This is a genomic window from Caulobacter sp. Root1455 (genome assembly GCF_001426905.1).
GTDB lineage: Bacteria > Pseudomonadota > Alphaproteobacteria > Caulobacterales > Caulobacteraceae > Caulobacter.
The window spans coordinates 51,905-71,980 of record NZ_LMFQ01000012.1 but is presented as its reverse complement, the minus strand read 5'-3'; the positions used below and the strand labels follow the sequence as shown (position 1 = coordinate 71,980).

Below are 20,076 nucleotides of genomic sequence, written 5' to 3'. Positions count from 1 at the left end.
GAAAAGCAGTCGCAAGGGAAGCCCCTATGACCACCAAGATTCTCCGCTCGATCCTGATCGCCGGCGTGGCCGTCTCGGCCCTGTCGCTCGCCGCCTGCGGTCCGAAGACCGACACCGCCGCCGACGCCAACTCGAAGGCCGCCCAAGACGCCGCCGCCTCGGCCAGCACCGCCACGGACGCGGCTCAGAACGCCACCACCGCCGCCGCCGACGCCAACAAAGCCGCCGCCGACGCCGCCGCGGCTCCGGCCGCCCCGGACGCCACGACCGCCGCCGAAGCGCCCGGCACGACCACCACCACGACCACCACCACCGAAAAGAAGACCGAGCCGGCGCCCGCCCACTAAGGCCGGCCTGGTTTTCGAACGATCGGAAGGGCCGTCCGCGAGGGCGGCCCTTCTTCTATGGGTGCGTCGCGCCCTATAAGCGGCCCATGAGCGATCCCGCCGCCCCTCCCGACGCACCGCCGGCCGACTCTCCGCTGGTTTGGCGCGACGACGGCATGCCCCAGTCGGCCCTGTACGGCGACGTCTATTTCTCCAGCGCCGACGGCCTGGCCGAGACCCGCGCGGTGTTCCTGACCGGCTGCGGCCTGCCGGCCGCCTGGCGGGGCCGCGACCACTTCACCGTCGGTGAACTGGGCTTCGGGACCGGCCTGAACATCGCCGCCCTGCTGGACCTGTGGCGGCGGGAAAAGGCCCCGGGTCAACGCCTGCACCTCTTCTCGATCGAAGCCCACCCGATCACCCGCGACGAGGCGGCCCGGGCCCTGGCGGTCTGGCCGGAGCTGGGCGAGGCGGCGGAGGTGCTGCTCGACCACTGGCCGGGTCGGGCGCGGGGTTTTCACCGCATCGACCTGCCCGGCTTCGAGGCGACCTTCGACCTGGCGGTGATGGACGTCGAGGACGCCCTGGCCGCCTGGGATGGCCAGGCCGACGCCTGGTTTCTGGACGGTTTTTCCCCCGCCCTGAACCCGGCCATGTGGCGCGAGGAGATCCTGGCCGCCGTGGCCGCCCGCAGCGCGCCCGGCGCGCGGGCCGCCACCTTCACCGTGGCCGGCGCGGTGCGGCGCGGCTTGGCGGCCGCCGGCTTCCAGGTCGACAAGCGCCCGGGCTTCGGCCGCAAGAAGGAACGGCTGGAGGCGGTTTTTCCGGGCGCGCCGGCCGCCCCCGCCCGTCCGCGCCGCCTGGCGGTGATCGGTGGCGGGATCGCCGGCGCCGCCATGGCCCGCGCCGCCCGCGCCGAGGGCCTGGAGGTCGCGGTGTTCGACGACGGCCAGGCCCCGGCTTCGGGCAATCCCGCCGCCCTGGTCACCCCGGCCCTGGACGCCGGCGGCGGCCCGCGCGCCGCCCTGGCGGCCCAGGCCTTCGCCCGCGCCGTCGCCCTCTATGCCCGACTACCCGAGGCGGTGATCACCCGGGGCGTTCTGAAGCTGGCGGTCGCCCCGCGCGACGCCGAGCGCCACGCCGCCGTCGCGGCCCAGGATCTGTTCGAACCGGACGCGATGAGCGTGCTCGGGGCCGACGCCGCCACGGCGCGGCTGGGCGAGCCGGTCGAGGCCGCCCTGGATATGGCCCACGCCCTGGTGGTGGAGCCGGCGCGGGTGATCGAGGCCTGGCGGGGACCGGCGACCTCGGCGCGGGTGGCGCGGCTGACCCACGAAGACGGCGTCTGGCGCCTGCATGACCCGGAGGATCGCCTGCTGGCCGAGGTCGACGCGGTGGTGCTGGCCGGCGGCGCGGACCAGGCCCTGCTGTGGCCTTCCGCCCCGATCCGGCCCGTGCGCGGCCAGACGACCTGGACCGACCGTCCGGCGCAAGCCCCCGCCGCCTTCGGCGCCTATGTGGTCCCCACCCGCGACGGGCTGCTGTTCGGGGCCACCCACGACCGCGACGTCGTCGAGACCGAGGCTCGCCCGGCCGACGATCGCCGCAACCTTCAGGCCCTGGCCAAGGGGTTGCCCGACCTGGCCGCCCGGCTCGCCGACGCGCCGTTGCGAGGCCGCGCCGCCCTGCGCGCGGCGACCGCCGACCACCTGCCGCTGGCCGGCGCGGTCCCCGACGCGGCCAGTGGAGCCATCGGGGGTTTGTTCGTCCTGGGCGGCCTGGGCGGGCGCGGCTTTTGCCTGGCGCCCCTTCTGGCCGAGCACCTGACGGCGCGGATTCTCGCCCTGCCCTCGCCCCTGCCCCGCGCCCTGTCGGACCTGGTCCAGCCCGCGCGATTTTCGTCGCGCACCGAACCTAGAGCGGTATAATCGGCCTGAACGGGGAAACAGGAGAACGCCATGCAGCGCATGTTCCTCGTCCTCGCCGCCTCGGCGGTCGCGCTCGCCGGTTTCGCGATGACCGACGTTCAGGCCTCCGCCGCGGACGCCAAATCCAAACGACAATGCTTCCGCACCGAGCGCATCCAGAAATGGGCCACCGACAAGGATCGTCTGGTCTATGTGAGGCTCAATACGGGCGCGGTGTTCGAAGTGACGGTGGCCAACAAGTGTCCGGGCCTGGGCATGTACCAGACCATCGCCTTCGCCACGGACTTCAGCAGCCAGATCTGCGAAGGCCAGCACGCCACGATCATCACCCGCACCGGCGCGGGGCCTCTGCGCTGTCCCGTGGGGTCGATACGGGCCCTGACGGCCGAGGAGGCCGCCGCCCTGCCGGACAACATGCGCCCCTGACGCGCGGACGCTCGCCAAAAGAGCCGACGCCCGCAGAATGTCGGCCTGACCGGTCCCCGACGCCCTCTCGGGAATCCGGACGATGACGCTCCCGATCCCCTCGGGGGCGTCTTTCTTTTTGGGGGAATGACCGGCCGCGCTAGCCCCCTCCGTCACGGCGCGTATTTCGCGCCGCGCCACCTCCCCCGCTTCGCGGGGGAGGAATAGAAAAAGGGCCCGGCGTCGCCGCCGGGCCCTTCTCATTCGTCTGGATCGCGATCTTTAGAAGTTGATCGAGATCGTGGAACGGCGGTTCAGCGGTTCCTTCACACCATCGCCGGTGGCGACGGCCGGTTCGCTTTCGCCCTTCCAATCCACGGCCAGGGTGGTGGCCGGGACGCCGGCTCCGACCAGACCGTCGGCGACGGCCTTGGCACGGCGCTCGGAGAGCTTGGCGTTGTACTTCGGAGATCCCGAGGTGTCGGTGTGGCCGACCACGGTGATCTTCGTCGCGTTGCCGCCCTTGGCGTAGTCAGCCGCTTGCGAGACCACGGCCTGGGCTTCCGGCGTCAGCACGTACTGATCGAACGGGAAGTAGACCACGAACTCACGCGCCTCGTAGGCCGGCGGCGGCGGGGGCGGCGGGGGAGCCGGTTCCGGCGGGGGCGGCGGCGGGGGCGGCGGGGGCGGCGGGGGCGGCGGGGGCGGCGGCGAGCCGAAGGTGTAACGGACGCCCAGCGTCAGCGAGGTGTCCTTGTACTTGCCTTCGAAGGTGCCGACGTCGGTCACCGCGCCGAAGTGGCCGGGGCCGCCGACATTGGTCGTCACCGAACCCCATTGCAGGTCGTCCGTCTCCAGATAGCGGCCGGTCAGATCCAGCGACCAGTTCGGCGCGAAGTCCCAGGAGACGCCCAGGATGCCTTGCCAGGCCAGGGCCTGGTCGACGTCGTCGATGCTGGTGTTTTGGAACTGGGCCGCGCCGGCCGGAACGTTCGACAGCTGACCGTAGACCTTGTTGTGGACCCAGGCCGTGCCCAGACCAGCGCCGATGAACGGACGCCAGCTTGATTCCGGCATGAAGTCATAAATGACGTTGGCCATCAGGGTGGAGGCCAGCAGTTCGCCATCCACGCCACCGCAGGTCGGCGCGGCGGCGGTGCGTTGGACGCCTGGGGTGCAGAGACCCGACGGCGTGCCCGAGCCATGGACGCCCGACTGGTCGCCGGGGCGATAGCCGTATTCGCCTTCGACGCGCCAATTGGGGGTCAGCTTGTAGCCGATACGGCCAAAGCCCGCCCAATCGTCATCGGGGGAGAAGCTCCACTCCGAATTAGTGGTGGACGACGTGGCCTTGACGCCGGCGGGCCAATGGTACCCGACGTCGCCGGCGACGTACCATCCGCTCAACGTCATTTGGGCGGAGGCGCCCGACGCGGCGCAGAGCGCAAGCGTCGCAACACCAGCCAGCAACCGGATTTTCATGATGTGAACCCTCTACGTGAATGTCTTGAGGCCAGCCCGGAGAGCAACCTCACGACGACAACGCGTCAGGATTGAATTCAGGTGTGGCCAAGGCGCCACATTCGCGCCATTTCGTCGAAATAACGACGCAACCTCCCGGGAACCGGGGAACGGCCGCTCAAGAATAGCGGCGTTCATTCCGGAACCGCCCCGGTTGTGGTCTCCGCGCGCCGCCGCCCGTGCCGGAGCGATTGGCGTCACCGCCGGGCGCCCTGGCCGGCGAACGCCTCGGCTTGGGCGCGACGCGGCCGAGCCGGCGAGGCGGATCCGAGGACCTGGGAGGCGACAGTCCGGCGTTATGATAACGCCTGAGCCGACGACAGGTTGATCTGAATGGGGAGAAGGGAATGGTGGACGCGACAGGGATTGAACCTGTGACCCCTACGATGTCAACGTAGTGCTCTCCCGCTGAGCTACGCGTCCGCCAAAGCGGCCTGGAAGCGCTTTTAAAAAGCGTCCCGGGCGGGAAGGTGTGGGGGTATAGCGGCGGCTTAGCCGTCGCGCAACCCAGGTTTCCGGCCGCCTGAAAACTTTTTACGCGGCCATCATCTTTTCGACCTCGGAGACGAGGTCGCGCAGGTGGACGGGCTTGGACAGCACCTTGGCGCCGGCCGGGGCGCGGTCCTGGGCCGACAGGGCAACGGCGGCGAAGCCGGTGATGAACATGATGCGCAGGCTGGGGTCGCGGGCGGCGGCCTGGCGGGCCACCTCGATGCCGTCCATGCCGGGCATGACGATGTCGGTCAGCAGCAGATCCCAGGGGGTGTCCAGATGCTGGACCGCCTCTTCGCCGTCGGCGCAGGCGGTGACCTCGAAGCCGGCGCGCTCGAGCGCCCGCGCCAGGAACCCGCGGAGGGAGTCATCGTCTTCGGCGAGGAGGATGCGGGCCATGCGGTCAGTTTCCAGGCGATAGGCGGAATTGGAAAGCGAGATTCTAGACAAGGACGGTAAATCGCGGATGAACCGGACCCGCGCTGTCCACAGCTAACGCTTCGGCGCCGGCTTCCGCCTCCTATACAGCGAGCCGTTGGCGTTTGACCCGGAACCGTCGGACCGCGACAATAAGCCCATGACCGCATGGGAGCCGATCGCTTCGGAAACGCCGGCGACGACGGAGCACGGCTTCTCGCCGGCCTTCGAGGTCGCGCGGGCTCAAATCGCCGGTTCCGAGGCGGGTCAGCCGCCCCCCACGCCGCTGGTGTTCGCCTCGCCCCACTCCGGACGGCTGTATCCGCCCGACATGATGGCCGCGGCGCGCCTGACCGCCCAGGATTTGCGCGGCTCGGAGGACGCCTTCGTCGACGACCTGATCGCCGACGCGCCCGCCCTGGGGGTCTGCGTGATCCGCGCCAGGCTGGCCCGCGCCTATATCGACCTCAACCGCGACGCCTGGGAGCTGGATCCGGCGATGTTCGAGGACGCCCTGCCCGACTTCGCCCAGGCCCGCACGGCGCGCGTGGCGGCGGGGTTGGGCGCGATCGCCAGGGTGGCCGGCGAGGGCCGCCCGATCTACGCCCGCAAGCTGACCTTCGCCGAGGCCAAGGCCCGCATCGAAACCGCCCACCGGCCCTATCATGACACGCTGGACCGCCTGCTGGCCCAGGCGCGCAACGCCCACGGCCTGGCGATCCTGGTCGACTGGCACTCGATGCCGGCGGCGGCGGCGCGCGGTCATCGAGCGCGCGGCGGCGGCCCCTGCGACATCGTGCTGGGCGACCGCTTCGGCGCGGCCTGCGGCCCCAAGCTGACGGGATTGATGGAAAAGACCCTGGAGGGGCTGGGCTATCGCGTGGCCCGCAACGCCCCTTATGCCGGCGGCTACACCACCGAACACTATGGCCGCCCGACGCGGCGCACGCACGCCATCCAGGTCGAGATCAACCGCGCGCTCTATATGAACGAAACGACCCGCGAGCCGACCGAGGGCCTGGCGCGGCTGAAGGCGGACATCGAGTCGGTGACGGCGCGGCTGGTCGCGACCGACTGGGCCGAGCTGCTTTAAGACAGGGCGGACGCTAGCGGCGATCCACCCGCCTCGACAGTGCGGGTGAACGCGGGGCCCTCGGACCAAGTCCGAGGATGACGGGCTCAAATGGGCGAGGATCGCGCGGCTAGAACCCAGGCCAAAAAAAAGCCCGGCTCGAAAGCCGGGCAGTTCATTAGGGAGGAAACGCCCAGGAAGGGCAGAGGCGGCAGCGCCGCCTCACAGGTCGTTTATAGGGTGCGGTGCGAAATGCATCAAGCGAAATCGACAGACAGCGTTGTCTTTTTTCTCGCACCCACCTCGTGAAACCCTTTGTAACACAAGGGACAGAGAACGCCGATCTCCAAGCTTGGCCGATTCAGAGATCAATGCTGCGATGCACAATTAGTTGCCGAAGAAACGACATCCGTCCGCAACTTTCGCAAACCCCATGAATTTAAGGGGTTTGGCAGTGACACCGGTTTCCTAGCCAATCTGTCACGCAGGGGTGGGGTGGATAAACGTCGCGCAGTCGCGTAAAAGCCGCGCGCCTGACGCGCGCAGCGTCAAACCCATTTGTTCCTCCCCGAAAGTTCGCCTTCTCCATGTCCATGCGAAACATCGCCATCATCGCGCACGTCGATCATGGCAAGACCACTCTCGTCGATCAGCTTCTGGCCCAATCGGGCGTGTTCCGCGCCAACGAGGCGACGACCGAGCGCGCCATGGACTCCAACGACCAGGAGCGCGAGCGCGGCATCACCATTCTGGCCAAGTGCACCAGCGTCCTGTGGCACGGCGAGGCGGGCGAAACCCGCATCAACATCATCGACACCCCCGGCCACGCCGACTTCGGCGGCGAAGTCGAACGCATCCTGGGCATGGTCGACGGCTGCGTGCTGCTGGTCGACGCCGAGGAAGGCGTCATGCCGCAGACCAAGTTCGTGCTGACCAAGGCGCTGAAGATGGGCCTGCGCCCGATCCTCTGCATCAACAAGGTCGACCGCGCCCACGCCGATCCGGACAAGGTCCACAACGCCGCCTTCGATCTGTTCGCCGCCATCGGCGCCACGGACGAGCAACTGGACTTCCCGCACATCTACGCCTCGGGCCGCGCCGGCTGGGCCACGCTGGACATGAACGTGCCCAACGACAACCTGGCCCCGCTGTTCGACCTGATCGTGCGCCACGTGCCGGAACCCAAGCAGATCGCCAAGAAGGACGAGCCGTTCCAGATCCTGAACGTGCTGATCGAATCCGATCCGTTCCTGGGCCGCCTGCTGACGGGCCGCATCGAGAGCGGCAAGGCCGTTCCCGGCATGGCCATCCACGCCCTGGACCGCGACGGCAAGGAAATCGAGCGCGGCCGCATCACCAAGGTGCTGGCGTTCCGCGGTCTGAAGCGCTCGCCGGTCGACGAGGGCGCCGAAGCCGGTGACATCGTCGCCATCGCCGGCATGTCCAAGGCCACCGTGGCCGACACCCTGTGCGCCCTGGAAGTGACCGACGCCCTGCCGGCCCAGCCGATCGATCCGCCGACCATCTCGATGACCGTCTCGGTCAACGACAGCCCGCTGGCCGGCCGCGAAGGCGACAAGGTCCAGAGCCGCGTGATCCGCGACCGCCTGCTGAAGGAAGCCGAATCGAACGTGGCCATCAAGGTCACCGAGACCAGCGAGGGCGACGCCTATGAAGTGTCGGGCCGCGGCGAACTGCAGCTGGGCGTCCTGATCGAGAACATGCGTCGCGAAGGCTTCGAAGTGTCGATCAGCCGTCCGCGCGTGGTGTTCCAGACCGACCCGGAAACCGGCAAGCGCCTGGAGCCGATGGAAGACGTCATGATCGACGTCGACGACGAGTTCTCGGGCATCGTGATCGAGAAGCTGTCGCTCCGTAAGGCCGAGCTGAAGGACATGGGCCCGTCGGGCGCGGGCAAGACCCGCCTCCAGCTGACCGCGCCGTCGCGTTCGCTGATCGGCTATCAGGGCGAATTCCTGACCGACACCCGCGGTTCGGGCGTGCTGAACCGCGTGTTCAGCCACTACGAGCCCTACAAGGGCGCCTTCGACCAACAGCGCAAGGGCGTGCTGATCTCGAACTCTGACGGTGAAACCGCGGCCTACGCGCTGTGGAACCTGGAAGAGCGCGGCACCATGTTCGTCGGCGCCAACGAGAAGTGCTATCTGGGCATGATCATCGGCGAGAACGCCCGTCAGGACGACCTCGACGTCAACCCGATGAAGGCCAAGCAGCTGACCAACGTCCGCGCCTCGGGCAAGGACGAATCGATCCGCCTGACCCCGCCGCGCCGCATGACCCTCGAACAGGCCATCGCCTACATCGAGGAAGACGAGCTGGTGGAAGTGACTCCGAAGAGCATCCGCCTGCGCAAGCAGATCCTGAACCCGTCGTTCCGCAAGCGTCGCGTCAAGGAAGAATAGTCGGTTCCCGGAGCTTCCGGGCCGGACGATCGAGAAGCCCGCCGCCCCTTCCGGACGGCGGGCTTTTTCGTGGCGTCACACCCGGTTGCGGCCCCGGAACAGGCCCAGCAGGAACAGCAGCACGATCGCCCCGATCGTCGAGATGATCAGGCTGCCGATCCAGCCCATGAAGTGAATGCCCAGGGCGCTGGCCAGGAACGCCCCGATCAGGGCGCCGACCAGGCCGACGATCAGGTTGGTGATCAGGCCGTGATTGCGGCCCATGATCTGCTCGGCGATCCAGCCGGCGAAGATGCCGATGATGATCGCGCCAATGAAGCCCACGCCGTTCATGTCGTTTGTTTCCCGCAGCCAAGGTTGCCGGAGAAAATGCCCAAGCGCTCGGTTGGTTGCGGCTCGCGCCCGCCGACGGAACTTGAGCAAGCCCATGATCTCCAACCCATGCTAGGCAAGCTCTCCCGGTACGCGCGCTTTGGGAGACGCCCGCCATGGTCCACCCGGTCTATGCCGACCTGCCCACCACCGTCTTCGAGGAGATGAGCGGCCTGGCGCGCGACACGGGGGCGATCAACCTGGGGCAGGGCTTTCCCGACGACGCGGGCCCGATGGCGCTGCGCCGCAAGGCCGGCGAGGCCCTGCTGACCGGCACGAACCAGTATCCGCCGATGCGCGGCCTGCCCGCCCTGCGTCAGGCCGTGGCGACCCACTATGGCCGCGCCCAGGGGCTGGACCTGGACTGGGAGAGCGAGATCGTCGTCACCTCCGGCGCGACCGAAGCCCTGGCGGCGGCGTTCCTGAGCCTGATCTCGCCCGGCGACGAGGTGGTGCTGTTCCAGCCGCTCTACGACGCCTACCTGCCGATGGTGAAGCGGGCCGGCGGCACGCCCAAGCTCGTAAGACTTACGCCGCCGCACTGGCGGTTCGACCGGGCCATGCTGGAGGCGGCGTTCAGCGACAAGACGCGGATGGTGGTGCTGAACACCCCGCTCAATCCGGCCGGCGTCGTCACCCCCGACGAGGACCTGGCCCTGCTCGCGGAGTTCTGCGTTCGGCACGACGCCATCGCCGTCTGCGACGAGGTCTGGGAGGCCGTGGTGTTCGACGGTCGCCGACACCGGCCGCTGATCGGCTATCCCGGCATGCGCGAGCGCACGGTGAAGATCGGCTCGGCCGGCAAGATGTTCGGCATGACCGGCTGGAAGGTCGGCTTCCTCTGCGCCGCCCCCGCCCTGACCAAGGCCCTGGCCGGCGCCCACCAGTTCCTGACCTTCACCACCCCGCCCAACCTGCAGGAGGCCGTGGCCTTTGGACTTGGGGAGCCCGGCGACTGGTTCGAGGCCATGCCCGCCGGCCTGCAGCGCTCGCGCGACCGCCTGGCGGCGGGGCTGCGCGCCGCCGGCTTCGTGGTGCTCGACAGCGGCGGGACCTATTTCCTCAATGTCGACCTGAAGGCCTCGGGGATCGACGAGGACGACCGGGCCTTCGCCCTGCGGGCCGTGCGCGACCACGGCGTGGCCAGCATCCCGGTCTCGGCCTTCTATGCGGAGGATCCGGTGCGCCACATCCTTCGCCTGTGCTTCGCCAAGGCCGATGGGACGTTGGACGAGGCGGTGGCGCGGTTGGCGAGGGCGCGGGGCTAGCCGTTGCACGGGGGAGGAGAGGCTGATCCGTTTCCTCCTCACCCGCGAAGCGGGGGAGGTGGCGCGATGCGAATACGCATCGTGACGGAGGGGGCGTCGCGCAACGCCCTACGCCGCCAGCGCCTCGTCCGTCGGGCCGAAGAACTCGTAGTGGATCCGGTCGGCCGGCACGCCCGCCCCCGCCAAACCGTCGACGAAGGTCCGCAGGAACGGCTTGGGGCCGCACAGATAGAAGTCGGCCTGGTCGAACGGCGTGTTCGCCTTCAGCCAATCCAGGGTGATCAGCCCGTCGACGTCGTGGGTCTGGCCGGCCCGGTCGCCCGCCAGAGGCTCGCTGTAGAAGGTGGTGACCGAGACGCCGCCGTGGTCCTTGGCCAGGGTCCGGACGTGGCCGTCCAGGGCGTGGACGCGGCTGTTCAGCGCGCCGTGCACGAAGTGGGCTTCAAGCTCCGGATGGGCCTTGGCGATGTGCTCGACCATGCTGACCATCGGTGTCAGGCCGACCCCGCCGCTGAGCAGCACCACCGGACGGTCCGGCCGGTCGGCCAGGAAGAAGTCGCCGGCCGGCGGAGTGGCCTGCAGGATGTCGCCGATCCGGATCTGGTCGTGCAGGAACCGCGAGGCCGCGCCCAGGTCCTCGCGCTTGACCGAGATGCGGTAGCTCTCGTCGTTGGGGCCGGCCGAGATCGAATAGTTGCGCTTCTCGCCCTGCAGCGAGAATTGGGGCGCGTCGGGCAGGTCGAAGCGGAAGGTCAGGTACTGGCCCGGCTTGTGCGGGATCACCGGCCCGCCGTCCTTGGGCCGCAGCACGAACGAGGTGATCACCGCGCTTTCGCGGATCTTCTCGGCGACCACGAAGTCGCGCCAGCCGGTCCAGCCGCCGTCGACGGCCTCGATCTCGGCGCGGATCCTGGCTTCGCGATCGATCAGGATGTCGGCCAGGAACCAGAAGGCCTCGCCCCAGGCGGCCAGGATCTCGTCGGTGGCGGCGTCGCCCAGCACGTCCTTGATCGCGCCCAGCAGGGCCGTGGCGACGAACGGATAGTGTTCGGCCAGGATGTGGTAGCCGACATGCTTCTGAGCGATGCGCTCGACCGCCGGCAGCAGGACCCCGAGATTGTCGATGTTCTGGGCGTAGGCCAGCACCGCGCCGGCCAGAGCCTTGGGCTGGGCGCCGCTGCTCTGGTTGGCGTGGTTGAACAGGGCCTTGATGTGGTCGTCCTGGAACAGCCGGGCGTACATCGCCAGGGTGATCGCGACGCCATGCTCGGCCAGGGCCGGAGCCGTGGCCTTGACGCGCGTGATCGTGTCCGCGCTAAGCGCAGCCGCCATAGTGTTTCTCCGTGTTTGGGTAGTGGGCGCGGTCAGGAGACCGCGGGTTGGACAGGTTCGGCCTTGGGCAGGCGGAAGGTGATGGCCAGGTTCAGGCTCTGGGCGATGCGGGCGGCCTTGGCCTGCATGTCGGCGGCGACCGGCGGCGAGACCATCTCGTCGGTGGTCTCGGTCCAGATCGCCAGCCAGCGCTCGAACATCTCCGGGTGGATCCGGGCGCCGTGCCGCATGTGGGCCTGCATCGGATTGCCCTTGTAGCGGCCGCTGGCCAGCATCACCGACGACCAGAAGTCGGTCAGGACGCCCAGGTGATGATCCCAGTCGCCGATCGCATCATTGAACACCGGACCCAGTTCGGCGTCCTGACGCACGCGGGCGTAGAAGCGCTCCAACAGCGCCGGCAGCACGGCTTCGATCTCGGCGGATTGACGGGGGTCCATGGCGGGAGGCCTAATTGATGCTTATCAAGTGCATCTATGAGCCACCCTCAAAACATGCAATAGAAATACTTGTTATACGTAATCGCCCTTAGGCGGCGGCGGCTGGAGTTCCGATGCGCCTGACGCGCTACACCGACTACGCCATGCGGGTGCTGCTGCACCTGGCGGCGCGCGACGACGGCCTGTCGTCGATCGGCGAGATCGCTGGCCTCTACAAGATCTCGCAGAACCATCTGATGAAGGTGGTGCAGGACCTGGGCAAGGCCGGCTTCGTGCGCACCGTGCGCGGTCGGGGCGGCGGCGTCGCCCTGGCCCGGCCCGCCGACCAGATCAGCATCGGCCAGGTGGTGCGCCAGACCGAGGAGGGGTTCCAGCTGGTCGACTGCGACGGCTGCGTGATCGCGCCCGCCTGCACCCTGCCCCGCGTCCTGAACGAGGCGACGGCGGCCTTCATGGCGGTGCTCGACAAGTACAGCCTGGAAGACCTGCTGGATCAGCGTCACCAGATGCGGTCGCTGTTCGGGATCACCGACCCCGCGGCGCTGCCCGCCTAGAGCATCGCGCGGAAAAGTGGCGACCGGTTTTCCGCGAAAGCGATGCGAAAACGAAAACCTCGAGCGATCCGCGCGATCGCGCGGCTTGCTCTAGAACCAGCCGGCCGCCTTGACGGTGGCCGCGTGGCTCCGGCTGACCGGAGCGGTCAGGCCGCCGGCCAGGCGCAGCTCGCCGCCGCCGCGCCGCCAGCGCGCGCCCTCGATCGCCTCGGCCGCCACCCACCACGAACGATGGGTCTGAAAGCCGTGCGCGCCCGACAGCTCGTCCAGGGCGACGGCGAGGCGCAGGGTGATCATCTCCGACCCCGCGTCGGTGTGGACGCGCAGATAGTGGTCGTCGGCCTCGATGGCGATCAACCGCGCCGCCCTTCGCCGCGCCGACAGCCGGCGGCGGAAGGCCGCCTCGGCTTCCGGCAGGGGCGGCGTGACGACGACCCGGGTCTCGACCACGGGCGGCGGCCGCCGCCAGACCAGGGCCCGGATCGCCATGACCGGAATGGAGATCAGGAACACCTGCCACAGCAGCGGCCAATAGCGCGCCAGACTCAGCGCTCCACCCGCCACGACATGACCCGCCGCCATCACGAGCAGGGTGGTCGGCGGCGTCATCAGCACGGTGGTGGCCAGCAGCCGGCGCCAGAACCCCGGCGCCCGCCGCCCGATCGTCTCGTCGACGGCGACGCCGATCAGCCCGCCCCCGACGATGCACAGCAGCCAGTAGACATAGACTTGGCGCGGCGGCAGGCCGTCGGTGCCGTACGGCCCGACCGTGCCCATGAACAGGCCGATCGCCAGCAGCAGCGCCAGGTCCGCCGCCCCGCGCTTGACGGTCGCTCGTGGGTCAGCCCGCATCGTCACCCCGAAAATCGCCCCCAACCCAGCAAATGGCCGCCGCCGTCCCGTTCGCGCAGAATTGACGCCGCTCACGCAACCTCGCCTAGCGCCGGTCGGCGACCTTCGCAATCTCCGCCAAACCCTGGAGATCCGCATGACCCGACGCCTGACCTGGAGCCTCTGGACCCTGTATGCGCTGATGAGCGCGGCGGTGGCGCTGTTTTCCTACCGTTACCTGCCGCGCGTCGGGCTGCTGTCGCCCGACATCCTGGCCAACCTGTTCGCGCGGCCGTGGCTGGACGTGCATGTGGCCGGAGCGGCGACGGCGCTGCTGGTCGGGCCGATCCAGTTCCTGCCCTGGGTCCGGCGGCGCCTTCCCGCCCTGCATCGGACGTTGGGACGCGTCTACGTGGTCGGCTGCCTGGCCGGCGGGATCGGCGGCCTGGTCATGGCCTTCGGTACGACGGCCGGCCCCATCGCGACGGTCGGCTTCGCCAGCCTGGCCATCTGCTGGATCACGGCCAACCTCCAGGGCTGGCGCCTGGCGATGGCGCGCCGCTTCGACGACCACCGGGCCTGGATGCTGCGCTCCTTCGCCATGACCTTCGCCGCGGTCACCCTGCGGATCTACATCGTGGTGCTGCCGATGCTGGGGATGGCGCCGCTGGACGCCTATCGCGCCTCATCGTTCCTGGCGTGGATCCCGAACCTGATCCTGATCGAGCTCTATCTGCGCGGCGGCCTTGGCCGTCCGGCGCGATCAGGTCGGGAAAGGCTCTAGGCGCTGACGGTTTCGGCGGCGGCCTGGGTCGCGCCCTGCCTGTCCAGCACCTGGACCAGCACCGACAGCAGGTCGCGCAGGTCGATCGGCTTGGCGATGTGGGCGTCCATGCCGGCCTCGATGCAGGTGTCGATCTGGGTCCGCATGACGTCGGCGGTCAGGGCGATGACCGGCAAGGCGGCCCAGCGCGGATCGCGGCGCAGGCGGCGCGTGGCCTCCAGCCCGTCCATCACCGGCATGTTGACGTCCATCAGCACCAGGTCGAAGGGCTCGGCCTCCAACGCCTCCAGGGCCTGGCGGCCGTTCTCGACCTCGACCAGGTCGCAGTCGAACGGAGCCAGGAACAGCTTGATGACCCGGCGGTTGACCGGATGGTCGTCGACCACCAGCACCCGGCGGCCGTGCAGGGGCGAGAGCGCCTCGTCCTCGTCCGGAACGCCGAACGCCGCGGCGGCCGTCTCGGTCGCTCCCGCGCTCGAGACATCGACCTGGAAGCCGAGCGTGAAGGTCGAGCCCCCGCCCTCCCGGCTGTCGACCAGGATCTCGCCGTCCATCAGCTCGGCCAGCCGGCGGGTGATGTTCAGGCCCAGGCCCGTGCCGCCGAACGTGCGGGTGGTCGAGGCATCGGCCTGGGTGAAGGCCCCGAACAGCTTGGACAGGGTGGCCTGGCCCATGCCGATGCCGGTGTCGCTGACGGTCAAGGTCACCACCGTGCGCCCCGTCTGGGGATCGGGCGCCCAGGCCAGGGTCACGTCGACCCGACCGACCACCGTGAACTTCAGGGCGTTGGACAGCAGGTTGGCCAGGCACTGGCGAACCCGTACGGCGTCGAACAGCAACATCGGCGGCGGCTCGCCGGCCACGGTGAAGGTCAGATCGACGCCCTTCTCGCGCGCCGTAGGCTGATAGCCGCCCACCAGGCGGGCGCAGACCCCGACGAGGTCGCCGGCCGTGGGGGCGATCTCCAGCTTGCCGGCCTCGATCTTCGACAGGTCCAGAATGTCGTTGAGCAGCACCAACAGCGTGTCGCCGCTGTCGATCATCAGCTCCACCTGCTCGCGCTGGCGGGCGTTCAGGGTCTCGCCGCGCAGGGCCTGGGCCATGCCCAGCATGCCGTTCAGCGGCGTGCGCAGCTCGTGGCTCATCACGGCCAGGAAGGCGGACTTGGCCTCGTTGGCCGCCTCGGCCCGACCACGCGCCTCCTTCAACCGCTCCGAGGCCCGGCGCAGATAGACGCCCCAGGCGATCCCGCCCAGCACCAGCACGCCCAGCAGCATGGCGATGACGATCGAGGCGTGGGCCAGACGGCGGTTGAGTTCGACCTCGGCGGTCAGGCGGCGGCTTTCGTCGCGCTTGGACTTCAGCTCGGTCTCCAGCGCCGAGGCCATCTGGGCCCCGTTGCGCGACAGGGCCGCCTGGGTCTTCTCGTGGTCCTGCCGGCGCCATTGGTCGAGCAGGCGGAAGGCGTCCTCGCCGCGATGTTCGGCCAGGGCGATATAGGCGCTGATCAGCCGCTCGGCCTGGGGATCGCGCTCCAGGGTCTCGATGGGGATGGCGCGGATCACGTCGAGGTCGGCCTTGGCCCTGGCCGCGTCGCCGCGCTCGGCTTCGGCCTGGGCGCGCAGCCGCAGACTCAGGCCGGTCAGGCGGTTGGTCGGGTGGTCGATCTCGAACGCGCCCGAGTCCAGGCAGTCCAGGATCCGCCCCGGCGCGCGCCGCTCGTTGGCGATGCGGGCGCAGAGATAACGATCCCAGGTCTTCAGGTCCGGGTCGCCGGCCGCCTGGGTCATATGGTGGTGCACGCCGGCGAAGTGCTCGGCGGCGTCCAGCTCGCCCACCTCGGCGGCGGTGTAGGCGATGTCGTAGATGCGCTCGACCTTGCGCATGTAGAAGGCGTTGCCCTCGTCCAGGCGCGCGGCCGTGCTCATATGGTCGAGCGAGCCCTCCTTATCGCCGATGTAGGACAGGGTGTAGGAGTGCACCTGATGGGCCTCGGCCAGCAGCGGCCGGGCGATCGAACCCTTGCGTTCCATCTGGCCCATCGCCTCGGCCGCCAGTCGCGAGGCGTCGGCCCACTGGCCCGAACGGCCCAGGGTGCGGATTCGCTCGATGGCCGCCATCATCCGGATGTTCGGACCCGAGCGCTCGAGATAGCGGACCCAGTCGGCCTCGTTGAAAGTGCGGAAGCCGCCCGACTCGTGGCGATAGGCCGTGGTCAGCAGGTCGACCAGGTTCAACAGCTCGGCGTCGTCCTCGGCCACGGCCAGGCGACGCACGCGGCGGCTCCAGTCGTCGAACTGGGGCTGCACCTGGTTGCTCTTGTAGGCGTAGAGCACCGACCACAGGCCATACAGGCGCTTGTCGCCATGCTGCTTCAGCGCCCGGCGTCCGACCCGCTCGATGTCGTCGTTCTCGCGCGTGGGCGGCTTGATCTCGTCGCGGCTGATTTCGCGATACAGGGCGTCCAGCTTGGCCGACTGCGGCGACCGGGCTAGGGCCGCGCCGCCGGGTCCGGCCAACAGGGTTGCGATCGCCGCGAGGAACAGAACGTAACGCCGCAAGCCGTGGTTTTCCTGGTGAACCGCGGCAAGATACAAAAACGACCTGTATCCAAAGTTAAAGATCCACGGAATGCGATATTCTATCGAGAAATAGCGGAAAATGGGGCAAAAAATCCCCCCGTTCACGTCGCGCGCTCGGTTTTATGGCGACGCTCAGATGGTGGCGCCGCCGTCCACCACCAGAGCTTGTCCGGTCATGAAACTGCCCGCCTTCGACGCCAGGTAGATGGCCGCCCCGGCCAGTTCGTCGGGCTCGCCGATCCGGCGCAGCGGCACGCCCTTGGTCGAGCGCTCCAGGGTCTCGGGATTGTCCCACAGCGCCTTGGCGAAGTCGGTCTTGATCAGGCCCGGCGCGATGCAGTTGACCCGCACGTTGTCGGGGCCGAACTCGTGGGCCAGGTTGCGGGCCAGCTGGAAGTCGGCGGCCTTGGAAATGTTGTAGGCGCCGATGACCGCGTTGCCGCGCAGGCCGCCGATCGAACTGACGATGATGATCGACCCGTCCTTCCGCTCGCGCATCTCCGGGGCGACCATCGAGATCAGCCAGTGATTGCTGATGATGTTGTTGTCGAGGATCTTGCGGAACTGGTCGTCGGCGATGCCGGACAGCGGGCCGTAATAGGGGTTGGACGCGGCGTTGCACACGCAGATGTCGACCTTGCCGAACACCGCCCGGGTTTCGTCGACCAGGTGCTGGAGATCTTCCTTGGAGGCGATGTTGGCCGGGACCGCGAGCGCCGTTCCGGCCCCGCATTTGAAGTTGATCGCCGCGGCGACCTCGTCGCAGGGCCCGGCCTTGCGCGAGGAGATCACCACCTTGGCCCCGTGCTCGGCCATGCGCTCGGCGATGGCCCTGCCGATGCCGCGCGAGCTGCCGGTGATGATCGCCACCTTGCCGGTGAGGTCGAAGAGGGACGTCATGGCGGCGAGAGGGATCATGGCGGCGGTTCCCGGAAGTTTTCAAAACGATCGTTTGAATTTCGGGCAGATTGGGACGCGGGCCCGTCCAGGTCAAGCGTCGGCTCAGAACCGATAGGTGAACCCGAACAGCGGCCCCTTGAGGTCGAGGTCGACGTCGACCCGGCGCTTGTCGTTCTCCAGGTGCAGGTAGCGGTAGCCGCCCATCAGCCGCCAGCGGTTGGAGAGGTCGTATTCGACCAGGGCCTGGCCCTGCCAGCTGGAGGTGTCGCTTCCCCAACCGCTGTCGATCTGGCCGGTCAGACCCCACCGGCCGTACTGGCCTCGGGCCCTCGCGCCGATCACCCCGTCGATCCAGTTGGTGTCGCCGCCGGCGTCGATCAGCGTGGTGTTGGGCGCGCTGAGCGTGAAGTCGGTCTCGAGCCAGAACCCCCTGATCCCGCCTGTCAGGTCCACATCCCAATTTTCGCCGTCCACCACCCGATAGTAGGCGCTCACCGTGCCGACCATCGCCTTGGTGCTGAGGTCCGGCTCCAGGGGGATCTGCGGCGGCAGTTCGACGTCATGGCCAAAGCCGATGTCGACATAGGCGAAATCCACCAGCGCACCGAACCGGTTGCCGCTGAGCTCGGCGACCCCGAAACCGAAAAACTGCAGGTTATCCAGTATGTTGCCGTCGCCGACGACAGGCGTCGGCCGGTCGGACTCCAGCCCCAGAGGCCCCTCGACGCTGGGCAGCCAGACATAGGTGCCCATGCGGAACGTCAAATCGTCGGCCCTCGCCTGTACGGCTGTCGCCGCCAGCGCCACCGCGCAACCCAGAACCACCGCAACCTTCATCAGACAGCTCCCTGGCGACCCAGCCGGAGCCTGAACTGTCCAGGCGAGGGGTAAATCAGGTGAACACCCTAGGCGGCCCTCGGCTTGCCGCTATCGGCGCCGGGCATTGACGGACAGGCATCGACAAAAGTTCGCCGGCGATGTCGGATCGCCGCCCGCGTGGTCGTCCTTCGGGCACAACAACGCCCCCCTTAGGAGAAACGCCGTGACCGCCCCCGCCCCCTCCCCCATCGCCGACCGCGAACTGGTGCTGACCCGCATCATCGACGTGCCCGCCGACAAGCTGTTCAAGTGCTGGACGACGCCCGAGCGGATGCACGAGTGGTTCTGCCCCAAGCCCTGGACCGTCTCGCACGCCGAGATGGACATCCGCCCCGGCGGCTCCAGCCTGGTCGTCATGCAAGGCCCCAACGGCGAGGAGGTGCCCAATCCCGGCGTCTATCTCGAGGTCGTTCCGAACAAGCGCCTGGTCTTCACCGACGCCTTCAGCTCGGCCTGGGTCCCGTCGGGCAAGCCGTTCATGGTCGCGATCGTCGAGTTCGAGGACCTGGGCGACGGCACGACCCGCTACACCGCCACCGCCCGCCACTGGACGGTCGAGGACCGCGAGGCCCACGAGCGGATGGGCTTCCACGAAGGCTGGGGCATCGTCGCCGATCAATTGGCCGAAGTGGCCAAGACGTTCTGAACTAAATTTTTATTCCGCTCATCCCGGCGAATGCCGGGATGAGCGGCTCTATTTGAGGTTCTCGCGCAATCCTGCCTCACGCGCACTTGCTCCACCCGTGCATGTCCAGGTGGAAGTGGTCGTGGTGCTCGGCGTTGAAGTCGGGGCTGAGCGTGGTGATGAACACCCGGCAGGCCCCGTCGCGCACCCGGCGCAGGAACTGGCCCTTGGGGCCCGGATCGCTCCAGTCGCGGGCGACATAGACCGTCTGGCCGTCGGCCAGCTTGAAGCCGGCCAGGTCGATGGCGTCGGCGCTGGCGTGCTCGCTGACCGGTCCGGCCGTCTTGCCGTACATCCGCCGGCAGGAATAGGTGCCGTAGTGCTCCAGCCCGACCACCCCCTGGCCCAGCACCTCGTAGGCGGCCGGCTGCACCACCTGGCGCTCCCAGATCGACAGGGCCAGAGCCTCCTTGCAGACCATCGGCGCGTCGATCGGCGACAGGCCGGCCATGCCGCCGTCGATCTTCAGGGCGTCGCGCACCGTGCAGAACCCGCCGTCGGTCTTCTCCGGAACCTCTTCGTAAGACAGCCCCGCCTTGCGCAGGATCGCCCGACAGGTGGCCGGATCATCGCCGGCCCGCGCCGCCTTGATCCGCGTGGCCATGCCGACCGGATCGACGATGCTGAGCGGCTTCCAGGGCAGGTGCTGGCGGGCTATGCCGCGCTCGGCCACCAACGCCATGACCAGCACCAGCGCCCACAGCAGGAACAGCGCCGTCAGCCCCGCCAGGCGGTTTTGGCGGCGCGTGCGATGCTCGACGCTCTGATGTCGCGGGACGCGATAGGCCATGGGCAGGGGGATTTGGGGAAGGCGCTTGAAAAGGGTTGATGCTCAAGCCTTGCCTTAGCGGAGCGGCGGGTCAAC

General features: G+C 68.7%; 19 protein-coding genes and 1 tRNA gene. 9 read left to right on the top strand and 11 right to left on the bottom strand.

What is annotated here, in order from left to right:
* Positions 1-26: 26 nt before the first annotated feature.
* The 3 genes from ASD21_RS07690 (at position 27) to ASD21_RS07680 (ending at position 2,680) form a co-directional block, all read left to right on the top strand.
* On the top strand, positions 27-347 hold the full coding sequence (locus ASD21_RS07690) for a hypothetical protein (RefSeq protein ID WP_056439070.1): 321 nt from the start codon (positions 27-29) through the stop codon (positions 345-347).
* Positions 348-433: 86 nt separating this feature from the next.
* Positions 434-2,254 carry a tRNA (5-methylaminomethyl-2-thiouridine)(34)-methyltransferase MnmD gene (gene mnmD, locus ASD21_RS07685; protein ID WP_056439068.1) on the top strand — a complete coding sequence of 607 codons (1,821 nt, stop codon included), beginning with the start codon at positions 434-436 and terminating at the stop codon, positions 2,252-2,254.
* A 30-nt stretch (positions 2,255-2,284) separates the two neighbouring features.
* Positions 2,285-2,680, top strand: a complete 396-nt coding sequence (locus tag ASD21_RS07680; protein WP_056439066.1) for a DUF6491 family protein — start codon at positions 2,285-2,287, stop codon at positions 2,678-2,680.
* Positions 2,681-2,941: 261 nt separating this feature from the next.
* Here the strand turns inward: ASD21_RS07680 and ASD21_RS25030 are convergent, their stop codons facing one another.
* From ASD21_RS25030 to cpdR, 3 genes are all read right to left on the bottom strand, one after another.
* On the bottom strand, positions 2,942-4,141 hold the full coding sequence (locus ASD21_RS25030) for an OmpA family protein (RefSeq protein WP_056439064.1): 1,200 nt from the start codon (positions 4,139-4,141) through the stop codon (positions 2,942-2,944).
* Between the two features lie 387 nt (positions 4,142-4,528).
* Positions 4,529-4,603, bottom strand: a tRNA-Val gene (locus ASD21_RS07670).
* Between the two features lie 111 nt (positions 4,604-4,714).
* Complete coding sequence (cpdR, locus tag ASD21_RS07665) at positions 4,715-5,071, bottom strand: cell cycle two-component system response regulator CpdR (protein ID WP_012284930.1); 357 nt, start codon at positions 5,069-5,071, stop codon at positions 4,715-4,717.
* A gap of 178 nt (positions 5,072-5,249) precedes the next feature.
* On the opposite strand from cpdR, the gene ASD21_RS07660 reads away from it, so the two are divergent.
* On the top strand, positions 5,250-6,182 hold the full coding sequence (locus tag ASD21_RS07660) for an N-formylglutamate amidohydrolase (RefSeq protein WP_056439063.1): 933 nt from the start codon (positions 5,250-5,252) through the stop codon (positions 6,180-6,182).
* Between the two features lie 566 nt (positions 6,183-6,748).
* Positions 6,749-8,584 (top strand): translational GTPase TypA, encoded by a 1,836-nt coding sequence (typA, locus tag ASD21_RS07655; protein ID WP_056439060.1) that lies wholly within the window; start codon positions 6,749-6,751, stop codon positions 8,582-8,584.
* 75 nt (positions 8,585-8,659) lie between these two features.
* Here the strand turns inward: typA and ASD21_RS07650 are convergent, their stop codons facing one another.
* Entirely contained in the window at positions 8,660-8,917 is a 258-nt protein-coding gene (locus tag ASD21_RS07650) for a GlsB/YeaQ/YmgE family stress response membrane protein (RefSeq protein ID WP_056439057.1), read from the bottom strand.
* Positions 8,918-9,072: 155 nt separating this feature from the next.
* On the opposite strand from ASD21_RS07650, the gene ASD21_RS07645 reads away from it, so the two are divergent.
* Positions 9,073-10,224, top strand: a complete 1,152-nt coding sequence (locus ASD21_RS07645) for an aminotransferase (RefSeq protein WP_056439055.1) — start codon at positions 9,073-9,075, stop codon at positions 10,222-10,224.
* Between the two features lie 108 nt (positions 10,225-10,332).
* On the opposite strand, the gene hmpA is transcribed toward ASD21_RS07645, so the two are convergent.
* Positions 10,333-11,556: an NO-inducible flavohemoprotein gene (gene hmpA, locus ASD21_RS07640; RefSeq protein ID WP_056439052.1), complete on the bottom strand. Its 1,224-nt coding sequence runs from the start codon at positions 11,554-11,556 to the stop codon at positions 10,333-10,335.
* Positions 11,557-11,588: 32 nt separating this feature from the next.
* Positions 11,589-11,996: a group III truncated hemoglobin gene (locus ASD21_RS07635; protein WP_056439049.1), complete on the bottom strand. Its 408-nt coding sequence runs from the start codon at positions 11,994-11,996 to the stop codon at positions 11,589-11,591.
* A 113-nt stretch (positions 11,997-12,109) separates the two neighbouring features.
* Between ASD21_RS07635 and ASD21_RS07630 the strand changes: the two genes are divergently transcribed.
* Positions 12,110-12,550 carry an RrF2 family transcriptional regulator gene (locus ASD21_RS07630; RefSeq protein WP_056439046.1) on the top strand — a complete coding sequence of 147 codons (441 nt, stop codon included), beginning with the start codon at positions 12,110-12,112 and terminating at the stop codon, positions 12,548-12,550.
* Positions 12,551-12,640: 90 nt separating this feature from the next.
* On the opposite strand, the gene ASD21_RS07625 is transcribed toward ASD21_RS07630, so the two are convergent.
* Positions 12,641-13,402, bottom strand: coding sequence for a LytTR family DNA-binding domain-containing protein (locus ASD21_RS07625; protein WP_056439721.1), 762 nt, complete (start codon positions 13,400-13,402; stop codon positions 12,641-12,643).
* A gap of 136 nt (positions 13,403-13,538) precedes the next feature.
* Between ASD21_RS07625 and ASD21_RS07620 the strand changes: the two genes are divergently transcribed.
* Positions 13,539-14,165: a DUF2306 domain-containing protein gene (locus ASD21_RS07620; protein ID WP_056439043.1), complete on the top strand. Its 627-nt coding sequence runs from the start codon at positions 13,539-13,541 to the stop codon at positions 14,163-14,165.
* On the opposite strand, the gene ASD21_RS07615 is transcribed toward ASD21_RS07620, so the two are convergent.
* The 3 genes from ASD21_RS07615 to ASD21_RS07605 form a co-directional block, all read right to left on the bottom strand.
* Positions 14,162-16,726 carry a response regulator gene (locus tag ASD21_RS07615; RefSeq protein WP_082554672.1) on the bottom strand — a complete coding sequence of 855 codons (2,565 nt, stop codon included), beginning with the start codon at positions 16,724-16,726 and terminating at the stop codon, positions 14,162-14,164. The two genes, ASD21_RS07620 and ASD21_RS07615, sit on opposite strands and share 4 nt — an antisense overlap.
* A 153-nt stretch (positions 16,727-16,879) precedes the next feature.
* The gene (locus tag ASD21_RS07610) at positions 16,880-17,647 is read right to left on the bottom strand and encodes an SDR family oxidoreductase (protein WP_056439715.1); all 768 of its coding nucleotides are present in this window, start codon (positions 17,645-17,647) and stop codon (positions 16,880-16,882) included.
* Between the two features lie 102 nt (positions 17,648-17,749).
* Positions 17,750-18,484 carry an outer membrane protein gene (locus ASD21_RS07605; protein WP_156398313.1) on the bottom strand — a complete coding sequence of 245 codons (735 nt, stop codon included), beginning with the start codon at positions 18,482-18,484 and terminating at the stop codon, positions 17,750-17,752.
* 205 nt (positions 18,485-18,689) lie between these two features.
* Here ASD21_RS07605 and ASD21_RS07600 point away from each other — a divergent pair, with 205 nt between their 5' ends.
* Complete coding sequence (locus ASD21_RS07600) at positions 18,690-19,172, top strand: SRPBCC family protein (protein ID WP_156398312.1); 483 nt, start codon at positions 18,690-18,692, stop codon at positions 19,170-19,172.
* Between the two features lie 76 nt (positions 19,173-19,248).
* On the opposite strand, the gene ASD21_RS07595 is transcribed toward ASD21_RS07600, so the two are convergent.
* The gene (locus tag ASD21_RS07595) at positions 19,249-20,001 is read right to left on the bottom strand and encodes an extensin-like domain-containing protein (RefSeq protein ID WP_056439037.1); all 753 of its coding nucleotides are present in this window, start codon (positions 19,999-20,001) and stop codon (positions 19,249-19,251) included.
* Positions 20,002-20,076: the final 75 nt, after the last annotated feature.

Coding starts and splice junctions, on each gene's coding strand:
- ASD21_RS07620 (WP_056439043.1), top strand. CDS start 13,539: ATGACCCGACGCCTGACCTGGAGCCTCTGGACCCTGTATGCGCTGATG.
- ASD21_RS07630 (WP_056439046.1), top strand. CDS start 12,110: ATGCGCCTGACGCGCTACACCGACTACGCCATGCGGGTGCTGCTGCAC.
- ASD21_RS07610 (WP_056439715.1), bottom strand. CDS start 17,647: ATGACGTCCCTCTTCGACCTCACCGGCAAGGTGGCGATCATCACCGGC.
- ASD21_RS07625 (WP_056439721.1), bottom strand. CDS start 13,402: ATGCGGGCTGACCCACGAGCGACCGTCAAGCGCGGGGCGGCGGACCTG.
- hmpA (WP_056439052.1), bottom strand. CDS start 11,556: ATGGCGGCTGCGCTTAGCGCGGACACGATCACGCGCGTCAAGGCCACG.
- ASD21_RS25030 (WP_056439064.1), bottom strand. CDS start 4,141: ATGAAAATCCGGTTGCTGGCTGGTGTTGCGACGCTTGCGCTCTGCGCC.
- ASD21_RS07660 (WP_056439063.1), top strand. CDS start 5,250: ATGACCGCATGGGAGCCGATCGCTTCGGAAACGCCGGCGACGACGGAG.
- ASD21_RS07650 (WP_056439057.1), bottom strand. CDS start 8,917: ATGAACGGCGTGGGCTTCATTGGCGCGATCATCATCGGCATCTTCGCC.
- ASD21_RS07605 (WP_156398313.1), bottom strand. CDS start 18,484: ATGAAGGTTGCGGTGGTTCTGGGTTGCGCGGTGGCGCTGGCGGCGACA.
- ASD21_RS07680 (WP_056439066.1), top strand. CDS start 2,285: ATGCAGCGCATGTTCCTCGTCCTCGCCGCCTCGGCGGTCGCGCTCGCC.
- mnmD (WP_056439068.1), top strand. CDS start 434: ATGAGCGATCCCGCCGCCCCTCCCGACGCACCGCCGGCCGACTCTCCG.
- ASD21_RS07595 (WP_056439037.1), bottom strand. CDS start 20,001: ATGGCCTATCGCGTCCCGCGACATCAGAGCGTCGAGCATCGCACGCGC.
- ASD21_RS07635 (WP_056439049.1), bottom strand. CDS start 11,996: ATGGACCCCCGTCAATCCGCCGAGATCGAAGCCGTGCTGCCGGCGCTG.
- ASD21_RS07645 (WP_056439055.1), top strand. CDS start 9,073: ATGGTCCACCCGGTCTATGCCGACCTGCCCACCACCGTCTTCGAGGAG.
- cpdR (WP_012284930.1), bottom strand. CDS start 5,071: ATGGCCCGCATCCTCCTCGCCGAAGACGATGACTCCCTCCGCGGGTTC.
- ASD21_RS07690 (WP_056439070.1), top strand. CDS start 27: ATGACCACCAAGATTCTCCGCTCGATCCTGATCGCCGGCGTGGCCGTC.
- typA (WP_056439060.1), top strand. CDS start 6,749: ATGTCCATGCGAAACATCGCCATCATCGCGCACGTCGATCATGGCAAG.